Below are 12,850 nucleotides of genomic sequence, written 5' to 3'. Positions count from 1 at the left end.
CCGCCATTGCATAGGCTTGCGCGATTGTTTTGCCCGCGCCCGCCGCGAGCCGCCTCGAGGAGACTGTAAATGGGCCTGAATAACCAGTGGATGCAACGCGACCTCGCGGTGCTGTGGCATCCCTGCACCCAGATGAAAGACCACGAACAGCTGCCGCTGATCCCCATCAAGCGCGGTGAAGGCGTGTGGCTGGAAGATTTCGAAGGCAAGCGCTACCTCGATGCCGTCAGCTCCTGGTGGGTCAACGTGTTCGGCCATGCCAACCCGCGCATCAACCAGCGCATCAAGGACCAGGTCGATCAGTTGGAGCATGTGATCCTGGCCGGCTTCAGCCATCAGCCCGTGATCGAACTGTCCGAGCGCCTGGTGCAGATGACGCCCGAGGGCCTGACCCGGTGCTTCTATGCCGATAACGGCTCGTCCTGCATCGAAGTGGCGATGAAGATGAGTTTCCACTACTGGATCAATCGCGGCCGGCCGGACAAGAAGCGCTTCGTCACCCTGAGCAACAGCTACCACGGCGAAACCATTGCGGCGATGTCAGTGGGCGATGTGCCGTTGTTCACTGAAACCTACAAAGCGTTGCTGCTGGACACGATCAAGGTGCCGAGCCCCGACTGCTACCACCGCCCCGAAGGCATGGGCTGGGAAGAACATTCGCGCAACCTGTTCGCCGCCATGGAGCAGACCCTGGCCGAGCACCACGACACGGTGGCGGCGGTGATCGTCGAACCGCTGATCCAGGGTGCCGGCGGCATGCGCATGTACCACCCGGTGTACCTGAAGTTACTGCGCGAGGCGTGCGACCGCTATGGCGTGCACCTGATCCATGACGAAATCGCCGTCGGCTTTGGCCGCACCGGGACGATGTTCGCTTGTGAGCAGGCCGGTATCACACCGGATTTTCTCTGTCTGTCCAAGGCCCTGACCGGCGGCTACCTGCCGCTGGCGGCGTGCGTAACCACCGACGAGGTCTACAGCGCGTTCTACGACGACTACCCGACCCTGCGCGCCTTCCTGCACTCCCACAGCTACACCGGCAACCCGCTGGCCTGCGCGGCGGCCCTGGCGACGCTGGACATCTTCGAAGAAGACAACGTCATCGAAAACAACCAGGCCCTGGCCCAGCGCATGGCCAGCGCCACTGCGCACCTGGCCGATCACCCGAACGTCGCCGAAGTGCGCCAGACCGGCATGGTGCTGGCCATCGAGATGGTCAAGGACAAGGCCAGCAAAACCGCGTATCCGTGGCAGGAACGGCGTGGCCTGGCGGTGTTCCAGCATGCCCTGGAGCGTGGTGCATTGTTGCGGCCGTTGGGTAGCGTGGTGTATTTCCTGCCGCCGTATGTCATCACCCCCGAGCAGATCGACTTCCTTGCCGAGGTGGCCAGTGAAGGCATCGACATCGCCACCCGGGACAAAGTCAGCGTGGCGGTGCCGAAGGACTTTCACCCAGGCTATCGCGATCCGGGTTGACGACAAGTTTCTCTGTGGCGAGGGAGCTTGCTCCCGCTGGGCTGCGAAGCGGCCCTAAAAGAAGAGCGGGCGCTGCGCACCCGAGCGGGAGCAAGCTCCCTCGCCACAAAAGCTCCCCTGCAGCAATGTCGAATTCAGATTCAATAGAGAACAAAACATGAGACTGTCCCGCTTCTTCATCGACGCCCCCCTGAGCCTCGGCGACCACGAACTGCCCGAAGCCCAGGCCCACTACATCGGTCGGGTGCTGCGCATGGCCGAGGGCGATGCGGTGCAGGTGTTCGATGGCTCCGGCCAGGAGTTTCGCGGCACGTTGGCCGAAGTCGGCAAAAAGCGCGTGCGGGTGCAGTTGGACGAGCAGTTCGCCGGACAACTTGAATCGCCGTTGCGCATCCACCTCGGCCAGGGCCTGTCCCGAGGCGAGCGCATGGATTGGGCGATCCAGAAAGCCACGGAGCTGGGGGTCAGCGAGATCACGCCGATTTTCAGCGAACGTTGCGAAGTGCGCCTCAAGGACGAACGCGCCGACAAGCGCCTGCTGCATTGGCGCCAGGTGGCGATCAGCGCTTGCGAGCAGTGCGGGCGCTCGACCGTGCCGGTGATCCACCCGCCGCTGCTGCTGGCTGACTGGTTGAAGCAGGCCGAGGCCGAACTGAAGCTGGTGCTGCACCCGGTGGCCGAGCCTCTGGTCAGTCATGAAAAACCGTCGACCCTGGCCTTCCTGATCGGTCCCGAAGGCGGGTTGTCGGATGCCGAGGTCGAGCAGGCCAAGACCGCCGGCTACCAGGCCGCCCGCCTCGGCCCCCGCGTGCTGCGCACCGAAACCGCGCCGGTGGTGGCCCTGGCCGTGGCGCAGCAGTTGTGGGGGGATTTCTGAAGTCTGATACCCCCTGTGGGAGCGAGCTTGCTCGCGATGGCGGTGGGCCAGTCAACATCGATGCTGACTGATCCGACGCTATCGCGAGCAAGCTCGCTCCCACATTGAATCCAGGTTGCTCAGGGGTTAGAGCACATAAAACAGAATCGCCACGAAGTGCAGCAGGCTGCCGGCGATCACGAACAGGTGCCAGATGCCGTGGGCGTGGCGCAGACGATGGTCAAGGGCGAAAAAGATGATGCCCACGGTGTACAACACGCCGCCCGAGGCCAGCCAGGCGAACCCGGTGCTGCCCAGAGCCGCCAACAACGGTTTGACCGCCACCAGCACGATCCAGCCCATCACGGCGTAGATCACAATCGACAGGATCCGCGCTTCGGAACGCGGCTTGATTTCCTGCAAGATCCCGATCACCGCCAGCCCCCAGACGATCCCGAACAACGTCCAGCCCCACGGCCCGCGCAGGGTCACCAGGCAAAACGGCGTATAACTGCCGGCGATCAGCAGGTAGATCGAAAAGTGATCGACCTTCTGCATGATTTCCTTTTTGCGCCCGCGCACGCTGTGATAAACCGTCGAAGCGCTGTACAGCACCAACAAGGTGAACCCGTAGATGGCCACGCTGACGATCTTCCACGGATCGCCCGCCATCCCGGCGATCACCAGCAACCACACCGCGCCGATAAACGCCGCCACCGCCCCCACCAGGTGCGTCCAGGCGTTGAGTCGTTCCCCGTGATACATCCAATACCACCTCACATTTAGAAACAGGTGCCAAGGCTCAGGCTTGGCGCAGCAAAGTGCAATGCTTTGCTGCTACCCCTCTGAGCCCACCACTGATTAACTCCTCCAAAAAGAGTCGATTGGGGCACAATCAAACCATACGAATAAGAGTCCGCCCCATGCTGATCGACGAAGAATTGACCCTGAAGAAACTGGAGGTGTTCCTGGCCTTCATGCGCACCGGCAACCTGGCACGGGCGGCGGCCGAGTTGCAGACCAGCAACGTCAGTGTGCACCGGGCCATTCACTCGCTGGAAAGCGCCCTGCGCTGCCCATTGTTCAAGCACGAAGGTCGCAACCTCACACCGCTGGAAAGCGCTTACGTGCTGGAAGAACGGGCGCAGAAGCTGATCCAGGACGTGGTCGACAGCGTGCGCCTGACCCGTGAGGCCGCCGGTTTCTCCGCCGAGCGCTTCAAGCTCGGCTCGCTGTATTCGCTGACGGTCAAGACCGTGCCGCAGTTGATCATGGGCCTGAAGATCCGCCGCAGCGAACTCAATATCGACCTGATCATGGGCTCCAACATCGACTTGCTGTACAAGCTCAAGAACATGGAGGTCGATGCGATCCTGGTGTCCCTGGACGACAGCGTCAACGACCCGGACTGCGAGCAGATTGCGCTGTTTTCCGATGACATCTTCCTCGCCACGCCAGCCGACTCGCCCTTTGCCCAACGCAGCGAAGTCGACCTGGCCGAGGTCCGCGACGAGACATTCATCACCCTGACCCAGGGTTTCGCCACGCACCAGGACGGCGTCCGGGTGTTCAAGCAGGCGGGGTTCGAGCCGAAGGTGGCGATGCAGGTCAACGACATCTTCACCCTGCTGAGCATGGTCAGTTCCGGGGTGGGTTATGCCTTGCTGCCGGGCCGGATTGCGGCGGTGTATGAAAACCGGGTGAAACTGATCCCGTTGCAGGAAAAGTACCGTTTGCAGCAGCACATCGGCGTGGTGTTCCTGAAGGCCAAGGAGCGTGATCCGAACCTGCTGGCGCTGTTGGCCGAGTGCCGGATGTATGCCAATCGCCAGGCATAGGACTTTGTGGCGAGGGAGCTTGCTCCCGCTGGGCTGCGCAGCAGCCCCAAAAGAGCGGGTGCTGCGCCCCCGAGCGGGAGCAAGCTCCCTCGCCACAAAAGCAGTCGCCGATTAACCAACAATCCCGCGAACAATGAAGTACAACAACGAAGGCCCCAGCAAGCACCCCAGCCCGGTGTGGAAGGTCGCCGTCAACGCGCCGTACGGCACCAACCGCCGGTCCGTCGCCGCCAGGCCGGCCGTCACGCCACTCACCGTCCCGGCCAAGCCACCGAATACCATGGCCGAACGCGGGTTATCCAGGCCCATCCAGCGGGCCGCCATGGGCGTGCCGACCATCACGATGATCGCCTTGATCAAGCCGGTGGCAATCGACAACGCCATCACATCGGACGTGGCGCCAATCGCGGCCCCGGTCACGGGCCCGACGATATAGGTCACCGCACCCGCGCCGATGGTGGTCATGCTCACCGCGTCGCGATAACCGAACAGCCAGGCAATGCTCGCGCCGACGATGAACGGCAGGATCGTGCCCAGCAGCAACGCGATGACGCCAATCATCCCGGCCTTCTTCGCCTCGGTGGCCTGCACTTCGAAGGCCGTGGCAACGATGGCGAAGTCACGCAACATGGCCCCGCCCATCAAACCGATACCGGAAAACAGAGACAAGTCCGCCAGACCTTTTTGCCCGCCAGTCATGGTCCCGCCCACCCAGGCCAGCACCAGGCCGATGACAATAGCGATCGCCGAGCCGTGGATCCGTCCATAGGTCAGGCGCTTGGACAACACCACCGATACCCACATGATCACGCCCACGAACGCGAACGCCGTGATCAGACCGTTATGTTCCAGGCCTTTCTCGATGAGATCCCACATATCAGCGGCCTCCTGCTGGCGTGCCCAGCGGGGTCAGTTCCGCCGGCTCATCAGGCAATGGCTCGCCTTTGTGGGTCCGGCTGATCAGCGCAATGGTGCAACCACAGAGCACCACCGAACCGATGGCCGCCAACACCGCCACCGGGCCACCGTGCAGGGCCGTAACCACGTTCTGCTGCGCGGCCATCGCCACCACCACCGGAATGTACATGGCGCCCCAGAAGGCCACGCCCATCTCACAGTCCTTGGTCATGCCGCCGCGTTTTTGCATCCACAACCGCGCGCAGATCAGCAGGATCATCGCAATGCCGACCCCGCCCACGTTGGATTTGACGCCCAGCAACACGCCGAGCATGTCGCCCAGGATCACCCCTGTCAGCGTACAGATCGCCAACAGCGCCACACCGTAAATAATCATTGTCGTAGTCCTCAAAGTGCATCGTCGAAGTTGTTGTTTTTGTGCTTCGTCAGCTTGAGTCGGTGTCTAGGGTTGGCGGCTTCCCTCCTCACGCAACAGCGCCTGCAAGGTATCGAGCCGGGCACCGTCGAAGGCAATGACGGTGCCCTGCTCGAACACCCGGCGCGCCAGCCCGGTGAGTACCGCGCCGGGTGGCAGTTCGATCTGTAGCCGCACGCCACGCTCGTAGGCGCTTTGCACGGTGCCGCGCCAATCGACGACGCGGCACATGTTGAAGGCCAGGTCGTCGCGCAGGGCCTCAGTGCTGATCACCGGCCGGGCGCGGCTGCCGCTGAGATAGCCCAGTGTGGGGGCTTTCAACGGCACCTCGGCAAACGCCTGGGCCAATGTCCGCGCCGGAGCCTCCAGCAACGGGCAATGGGACGGCACGCTCACCGCCAGCCGAAAGGCTTTGCCAGCCCCTTGGCGCCGAGCCTTTTCGGCGACCAGGCCCATGGCTTCGTCGCTGCCGGCAATGACCACTTGGTTATCGGCGTTGATATTGGCCAGGTAGACCGGCGTTTTTTCACCGTGCACCTGCTCGAGCAAGGCTTCCACTGCCGCCAGATCCAGGCCAATGATCGCGCTCATGCCGTAGCCGTGCGGATACGCCTGCTGCATCAGTTCACCGCGCAGGCTGACCAGCCGTAGCGCATCCTCGAAGCCCAGCGCCCCGGCAACGACCGCCGCCGGATACGCACCGATGGACAGCCCTGCCACATAATCCGGCGCGGGGGCTTGTTCCAGCAATCGACGGGCCGCCGCCACGCCGGCGATCAGCAGGCACAGCTGCACGGCGCGGGTCGATTGCAACGCCTCGGCGCTGTCCAGTCGCAAGACGTCTTCACCGAGCACATCCCCCGCCTCGTCCAGGATCAGCGGCGCCAGCCCATGGAGCATGCCCACGCGCTGCGCACCCTGGCCGGGAAAGACGAAGAGGCTGCTCACGCGACCTGCTCCACGCAAGGCTGCCAAGGATCGCTCACCAGCCGGGCCTGAACATCGTCCTTGAGCAAGACCCGAGGCGACGAACCCGCCCATTCCCGCAGAGCCACCGCGCCGCAAGGCGTTTGCAACTGCATGTCCACGGCGCATACCGAAGCATCCAGTAGCGCCAGCAAATCCCTGGCCTGGAGACGATCCAGACAGTGCGGTGTGCGCAGAATCAAATCCAGGTCACTGCGCTCATGCAGGGCCTCGACACCGCTGGCGAGTTCGAACCCGGCGCTGCCGCTGACGCCCCAGGTCCAGCCACTGCCATCGAGCAGCGGACGCAGCCGGGCCAGGGCGTGCAGGGCCGGCAGGTCGCGCGGCGACTCGACCTGGCACAGGTCCTCCGGGCGCACCCGGCGCTGGATCGCAGCCATCGGCATCGACGTGGCGTAACGCTGCGCCCTGGAGCGACCGCGCACGCCCACCGCGACATCCCCGGGCAAGGTCAGCGCCCGGCGCACCACCACCGGTTGACCGAGGCCGAGGCTCTCGACGGCCCAGCCTGGTGCATCCGCAGGCAAGTGCTCCGGCGTCATTCCCCAGAGCAGGTCATGGGCCAGGAACTCGTTCACCACTGCGCGCTCAACAATTGGCGAACGGTGCTGGAGGCTGCCCGATGGGGCGCGCCGAGGCGGCTGCGCAAGTCGCGAGGTGCCGTGGCGACATCGTTGATCGCTTGTTGCAGGCAATCGGTGACCCGGGCGAGATCGCTCGCGCAGGGCTGCTCGATCTGCTCCACCGACAAGGTTTCCCACAGCAGGCCCAGGCTGGCAAAACTGTCGATGTCGTAGGCCATCGGCGGCACGCTGGCGGCCAAGGCTTCAAGCTCTTCAACACTGCGCAAGGTCACCCGCGCCGCCGAGGCCTTGCCCATGGCGTGGACCATCACGCCCGGGTCGCGCAAGGCAATCAGCCGGTTGGCCTGGTAGCCGTGGGCCAGGAACGCCCCCGACATCGCCTTGCCCACCAGCAAGCCAATCACCGGATGCCCGGCCAGCCGCGCACGGGCATAGCTGTCCGCCGCACCGGCCAAGGCCTGATGAATGCCTAGGGCTTCTTCACGCCGGCCATAGGCCTGGCTCGGTACATCGACAATCGCGATCAACGCACGCTTGTGGGTGGCATCGCGGTCGGCATCGATGGCGTCATCCACCGCCTTGGCCAGGCCCCAGCCTTCCAGCAAGCCGACTTCGCCGTTGCGCGCCCGGGGGAAACGGTTGTCGGGATCGGCCACCACCGCCAGCAGGCGTACGGTTTGCTCGCCCAGGCGGACATCGGCGACTTTCAACGAAGCAGGCAAACCTTGTACCGCGCTGGCATCGCCACTCAAGGCTTCGAACCAGCGCAAGCCTCTCAATGAATACGCACTCATGGGCGTTCTCCCTGATACAACTGACGAACCGCTGCCGGTTCGATTTGCACGTCAGTGTCCAAGCGCGCCAAGCGCTGCAGGAACAGTTCGGCCTGGCCGCTACGGTGTTGCACGGGCACGCCCAGGTGCAGCAATTGGCTGATCTGTTGGCGGATCTGCGTCACATCGTCGGCCGCATAACGATCCACCAGCCCCGTGGCGAAACGCTGCTCGCCGCCCGTCAGGCTCCAGATGAACGGCCGGTCACGGGAGTCGTATTCGTCGAGGCCGGCTTCCTGTTCGATCACTTGTGGACCGTTCAGGCCCAACCGCGCTTCCCGGGTCACCAGCAGATAACTGCACAGCCCGGCGGCGATGGACATGCCGCCAAAACAACCGACGCTGCCGGCCACCACGCCCACCACCGGCTGGTACTGACGCAAATCGACAATCGCCGAATGAATCTCGGCAATCGCTGCAAGCCCGAGGTTGGCCTCCTGCAATCGCACGCCACCGGTTTCCAGCAGCAGCACGGCGCAGGTCGGAATGCCTTTGCGGTTGTCTTCGGCCGCCAGCTCCAACGCACCGGCAATCTTCGCCCCGCCGACTTCGCCGAGGCTGCCACCCTGGAACGCACCTTCAATGGCGACGATCACCACGGGCAGGCCATCGAGCGAGCCTTTGGCGATCACCACGCCGTCGTCGCTTTGCGGCACCACGCCCTGACGCAACAACCACGGCGACATGACCCGCTGGAACGGGTCGAGCAGTTCACGGAAAGTGCCGTCATCGAGCAAGGCCTTGGCCCGCTGCCGTGCGCCGAGTTCGACGAAGCTGTGCTTGTTGAGCAACGCTGCGCTGTCAGTCATGGCCGATCTCCTCGAAGCCTTGCTCCAGGCGCAAACGCACCACGCCGGGGGTGGCGCCGAAATCATGGATGTCGATGGACAGGGCCGGTGGCGTCTGGCCGTCGAACATGCGGGCGAACAGATGTTGCCAGCGTTGCTCGCTGCCATTGACCGAGGTCTGCACCTGGATGGTCAGCTTGCCCGCCAGGCCAGGCTCGATCAGCACTTCCAGGTCGCCCGAGCCGACGCAGCCCACCAGCGCCCGGCCCCGTGGCGGCTGCCCGGCGGGGAATTCAAAGGATAAGGTTTCCATCAGCACACTCCAGGGAAGAGGCCATCGCCGCGCTCGATACGATCGAGGAACAGGCAGGCGGCGAGCAGGTCGGCAGCGCCGCCGGGCGAGGCGTTCAAGGCAATCAGTTGTTGGTCCAGCGCGTGCAATTGGCGCCGACCGCCCAGGCACGCACTGCCACCGGCATCGAGCACCGCTCTGGCGCCTTGTTGCATGGCCTGCAAACCCGGCTCGCCAGCGCGGTAGAGCACGCAGGTGTCGGCCAGGGTGGTCATGATCGCCAGCAAGGCATCGAGCCGGGCGTTCTGCTCGCCCGCCCCTGCCGCGCGGCTGCGCTTGAGTTGCGGCAGGCCCAGGCCCGTCACCGCCGGGAACGCCAATTGCGCTTCTTCCCGGGCACCGCGCACGCCGTAGCGCTGGGCGACCTGGGCGCCATGGCTCAAGGGTTGGGGCGCATGACGGTCGTTGAGCAAGGCCAGGCGGGCAGCGCGCAAAGTAACGGCGCTGGCGACACTGGATTCAGGTTCCAGCGCCGCTGCAGCGACCAACAGGCCCAAGGCCCAGATCGCGCCACGATGGGTGTTTACCCCGCCCGTGGTGGCAAGCATCGCCGCTTCCCCCTCACGGCCGATCCGCCCAAGGGCTTCGCGCAACGGCAGGCCGATTTCGCCGCATTCAAGGGCGGCCTCGGCCATTTCCTTGAACGCCGGCCACAGCGACAGCGCCGAAGCATGCATCAGGCCCAGGTGCAGGTCGGTGTGGGCGCCATTGCCGCGACGGTCCACCAAGGCCGGTTTAGGTGACAGGTCGGCTTCGTCGATCAGCGCATCCACCGCCATGTCCGCCAGACGTTCGGCCAAGGACAGTTTTTTCGGTTGCAGGTTGAAGGCGTGCATTTACCAGCTCCTGAACTTGGCGGGTGGGTTGTAGAGGCCACCGGACCATTCCACCAGATCGGCCACGCTCTTGGCCGCGAGCAACTCGCGGGTGGCGTCGGTGCGACGGATGCCGAGGTCTTCGGGCAAGGCGATCAGCCCTTCGCGGCGCATGCGCGCGGTGTCTTTCGGATCATGGCGCAAACCGATGGCGGTGACCCCGGCCACGGCGGCGATCATCGCCTGGCGTTCTTCCAGGGAACGAGCCTTGTACAGGTAGGCGATGCCCTCTTCGGTCAGCAGGTGGGTGACGTCGTCGCCGTAGATCATGATCGGCGCCAGGGGCATGCCGGCTTTCTTCGCCACGTCCACCGCATCGAGGGTCTCGACGAAGGTCGGTTTGCCGCCCTCCTGGAACGTCTCGACCATCTGCACCACCAGCTTCTTGCCGCGTTCGAGCAACGGCGCCTCGCCATCGCCATGGCGCATGTCGAGCCAGGCCGGCGTGCCATGACGGCGACCGCGGGGGTCGTGGCCCATGTTCGGCGCACCACCGAAGCCGGCCAAGCGGCCGCGGGTCACGGTGGAGGAATGGCCGTCGCCGTCCACTTGCAGGGTGGCGCCGATGAACAGGTCCACCGCGTATTGCCCGGCCAGTTGGCAGACCATGCGGTTGGAACGCAGGGAGCCGTCGTGGCCGGTGAAGAACACGTCGGGGCGAGCGGCGATGTAGTTTTCCATGCCCAACTCGGTGCCGAAGCAATGCACGCTTTCGACCCAGCCGCTTTCGATGGCCGGGATCAGGGTTGGGTGGGGATTGAGGGTCCAGTTGCGGCAGATCTTGCCCTTCAGGCCGAGGGATTCGCCGTAGGTCGGCAGGATCAATTCGATGGCGGCAGTGTTGAAACCGATGCCGTGATTGAGGGACTGGACGTTGTGTTTTTCGTAGATCCCACGGATCGCCATCATCGCCATCAACACATGCACAGGCTTGATGTGGCGCGGGTCGCGGGTGAACAGCGGCTCGATGTAGAACGGCTTGTCGGCCACCACCACGAAGTCCACCCAGGACGCCGGAATGTCCACTCGCGGCAGGTCGCTGACGTCATCCACCAACTGGTTGACCTGGACAATGACAATCCCGTCGCTGAAAGCCGCCGGCTCGATCAGCGCCGGCGTGTCTTCGGTGCTGGGGCCGGTATAGATATTGCCGGCGCGGTCGGCCATGAAACCGGCCGAGAGCACCACGTTGGGAATCAGGTCCACCACCAGCCGGGCATAGAGTTCGATGTAGGTGTGGATCGCACCGATTTCCAGCAGGCCATCTTCCAGCAACTGGCTGATGCGCAGGCTCTGGGTGCCGGCGAAGGAAAAATCGAGCTTGCGGGCGATGCCGCGTTCGAACAGATCCAGGTGCTCGGAACGACCGACGCTGGGCATGATCATGTGCAAATCATGCAGCTTGCTCGGGTCGGCCTTGGCCAGGGAGCGCGAGAGAAAATCCGCCTGCTTCTGGTTGTTGCCCTCCAGCACCACACGGTCGCCGGGCAGGATCAACGCCTCCAGCGCCGCGACGATCTTGTCGGTGGGCAGCACCACACCGTCGGCAAGCCCCTTCACCAGTTCGAGGCGCCGCTGCTTTTCGCTGCGCCGCCGCGTCCAGCGCGAGTCGGGGGATATTGTTGTTGTCATGACCACTCCACGGGTTCGCTGTCGTGGGGGTTACCTTAGGAGTGTTGTGGCGAGGGCATCAATCAAGCTCAGCGGCGGATCGTTACGGTTGGAGTAATGGTGAGGAAAAAGACCCAGTCCCCTGTGGGAGCCGAGCTTGCTCGCGATGACGGTGGATCAGTCAACACTGAGCCGGCAGACAGTCCGCTATCGCGAGCAAGCAAGCTAGCCCCCACAAGGATTGCGTTTGGCTTTGGATTTTGTAGCGGCCAGCAGGGATCAACTCATACTCATCAATTGCCGAACCCGTTCGAGCAGTTCTACCGCACTCTCAATCAGTTGGATAAGAAGCGCGTCATCTTCATCCATGTAGCCCTCGTACTCGGCAAGGTTGCGCCGCTCATGGCATAGGGCGAATAGCCGGACCTGCACTTTGGTGACATCCGCCGTATGAACCAGGCATTGAAAGACCAGATAACGCTTGTCCGAACGATAGCCGCTCAAACGTAACGCCGTAAGGGCGGCGGCATGGGCGGCGTTGTACGCCAGGTCGAATCGACTGGCAAACGAAAGGGACACTGTTTGCGCATCTGTCAGGCGGTCCATTGCAGAACGCACCAAGCCCTCACATTCCTGGCGATCCGGCGGTTCTGCTTTGAGGCTGCCGCTACGTAATAGATTTTCCAGGCTTTCCTGCTTGCCCATCCTTGGACTCCAAAGGGTCTTCACCCAGTAAGTTGATCTTGTCCTGCTGCGCTACCCGAACCACGAAGCTGTTACCCGCCGCAAATTTTGCGGCCCAGTCCTGGGGCGTGTAGAGCGTAGGATTAAGAGGACGGCCCAGTTTCTCTTCCAGAGGCATAAGCCGCTCCATCACTTCACTGTAGTGCAGGCCTTCGCCGATCAGCATGAGATCTATGTCACTGGATGCGTTCGCCTGGCCTTTGGCGACGGAACCGTAGACGAATGCCCAACTCAACTGCCTGGAAAACGGCTGCAAGGCTTGGCGCAACGGTTCCGCTATACCCATGGTTTTTTGAACGATGCCCAACAGTTCCGCGTAAATCGGGCAGTTCACATTGGCTTGGTAATGGGTTTGATTGCCCTGACGAGTCATCATCAAGATCCCTGAGTTTTGCAAACGCTCCAACTCCCGCATGAGACTGCCCTTGCCGACTTGAGCCCAGCGAGCAATTTCATTGGCATAGAAACTTTGATCCGGTTTACCGAACAACAGACCCAGGACCCGTTGCTGAGTGGCCGTGAACAAGGCATCGCTTAGAGAGAGATGATTCATGGAAAAGGCCACAGGTCCCA

15 protein-coding genes are annotated in these 12,850 nt (G+C 63.3%); 3 read left to right on the top strand and 12 right to left on the bottom strand.

Translation table 11 applies throughout. The features are described 5' to 3' along the window. The first annotated feature begins 69 nt into the window (after positions 1–69). Positions 70–1,476: an adenosylmethionine--8-amino-7-oxononanoate transaminase gene (locus tag J4E63_RS29605; RefSeq protein ID WP_207284090.1), complete on the top strand. Its 1,407-nt coding sequence runs from the start codon at positions 70–72 to the stop codon at positions 1,474–1,476. A gap of 157 nt (positions 1,477–1,633) precedes the next feature. Continuing rightward, positions 1,634–2,353 carry a 16S rRNA (uracil(1498)-N(3))-methyltransferase gene (locus tag J4E63_RS29600; protein ID WP_060740226.1) on the top strand — a complete coding sequence of 240 codons (720 nt, stop codon included), beginning with the start codon at positions 1,634–1,636 and terminating at the stop codon, positions 2,351–2,353. A 126-nt stretch (positions 2,354–2,479) separates the two neighbouring features. Here J4E63_RS29600 and J4E63_RS29595 read toward each other — a convergent pair whose 3' ends face one another. Further along, a complete protein-coding gene (locus tag J4E63_RS29595) occupies positions 2,480–3,097 on the bottom strand; it encodes a hemolysin III family protein (RefSeq protein ID WP_060740225.1) in 618 nt (205 codons plus the stop codon). Between the two features lie 158 nt (positions 3,098–3,255). On the opposite strand from J4E63_RS29595, the gene J4E63_RS29590 reads away from it, so the two are divergent. Next, a complete protein-coding gene (locus J4E63_RS29590; protein WP_186707073.1) occupies positions 3,256–4,170 on the top strand; it encodes a LysR substrate-binding domain-containing protein in 915 nt (304 codons plus the stop codon). Between the two features lie 111 nt (positions 4,171–4,281). On the opposite strand, the gene madM is transcribed toward J4E63_RS29590, so the two are convergent. From madM to J4E63_RS29535, 11 genes are all read right to left on the bottom strand, one after another. After that, a complete protein-coding gene (gene madM / locus J4E63_RS29585) occupies positions 4,282–5,046 on the bottom strand; it encodes a malonate transporter subunit MadM (RefSeq protein ID WP_060740223.1) in 765 nt (254 codons plus the stop codon). A 1-nt stretch (position 5,047) separates the two neighbouring features. Then, positions 5,048–5,464, bottom strand: a complete 417-nt coding sequence (madL, locus tag J4E63_RS29580) for a malonate transporter subunit MadL (RefSeq protein WP_060740222.1) — start codon at positions 5,462–5,464, stop codon at positions 5,048–5,050. Positions 5,465–5,530: 66 nt separating this feature from the next. Next, positions 5,531–6,451: a malonate decarboxylase subunit epsilon gene (mdcH, locus tag J4E63_RS29575; protein ID WP_207284089.1), complete on the bottom strand. Its 921-nt coding sequence runs from the start codon at positions 6,449–6,451 to the stop codon at positions 5,531–5,533. Continuing rightward, positions 6,448–7,071: a malonate decarboxylase holo-ACP synthase gene (locus J4E63_RS29570; protein WP_207284088.1), complete on the bottom strand. Its 624-nt coding sequence runs from the start codon at positions 7,069–7,071 to the stop codon at positions 6,448–6,450. Before J4E63_RS29570 ends, mdcH begins: the two co-directional genes overlap by 4 nt. Continuing rightward, on the bottom strand, positions 7,065–7,868 hold the full coding sequence (gene mdcE / locus J4E63_RS29565) for a biotin-independent malonate decarboxylase subunit gamma (protein WP_207284087.1): 804 nt from the start codon (positions 7,866–7,868) through the stop codon (positions 7,065–7,067). The genes J4E63_RS29570 and mdcE overlap by 7 nt, the downstream gene beginning before the upstream one ends. Next, positions 7,865–8,716 carry a biotin-independent malonate decarboxylase subunit beta gene (locus J4E63_RS29560; RefSeq protein WP_207284086.1) on the bottom strand — a complete coding sequence of 284 codons (852 nt, stop codon included), beginning with the start codon at positions 8,714–8,716 and terminating at the stop codon, positions 7,865–7,867. Before J4E63_RS29560 ends, mdcE begins: the two co-directional genes overlap by 4 nt. Next, positions 8,709–9,008, bottom strand: coding sequence for a malonate decarboxylase subunit delta (locus J4E63_RS29555; protein ID WP_003206454.1), 300 nt, complete (start codon positions 9,006–9,008; stop codon positions 8,709–8,711). The genes J4E63_RS29560 and J4E63_RS29555 overlap by 8 nt, the downstream gene beginning before the upstream one ends. Further along, positions 9,008–9,883 carry a triphosphoribosyl-dephospho-CoA synthase gene (locus tag J4E63_RS29550; RefSeq protein WP_207284085.1) on the bottom strand — a complete coding sequence of 292 codons (876 nt, stop codon included), beginning with the start codon at positions 9,881–9,883 and terminating at the stop codon, positions 9,008–9,010. Before J4E63_RS29550 ends, J4E63_RS29555 begins: the two co-directional genes overlap by 1 nt. Then, the gene (mdcA, locus tag J4E63_RS29545; protein WP_207284084.1) at positions 9,884–11,554 is read right to left on the bottom strand and encodes a malonate decarboxylase subunit alpha; all 1,671 of its coding nucleotides are present in this window, start codon (positions 11,552–11,554) and stop codon (positions 9,884–9,886) included. Between the two features lie 258 nt (positions 11,555–11,812). After that, positions 11,813–12,238: a hypothetical protein gene (locus J4E63_RS29540; RefSeq protein WP_092474656.1), complete on the bottom strand. Its 426-nt coding sequence runs from the start codon at positions 12,236–12,238 to the stop codon at positions 11,813–11,815. Beyond that, positions 12,201–12,830: a nucleotidyltransferase domain-containing protein gene (locus tag J4E63_RS29535; RefSeq protein WP_207284083.1), complete on the bottom strand. Its 630-nt coding sequence runs from the start codon at positions 12,828–12,830 to the stop codon at positions 12,201–12,203. The genes J4E63_RS29540 and J4E63_RS29535 overlap by 38 nt, the downstream gene beginning before the upstream one ends. Positions 12,831–12,850 lie beyond the last annotated feature (20 nt).

It is taken from the genome of Pseudomonas sp. FW300-N2F2 (assembly GCF_017351655.1).
GTDB lineage: Bacteria > Pseudomonadota > Gammaproteobacteria > Pseudomonadales > Pseudomonadaceae > Aquipseudomonas > Aquipseudomonas fluorescens_AA.
Note: the sequence above shows the minus strand (reverse complement) of the source record. Positions and strands in the feature narration are given on the sequence as shown.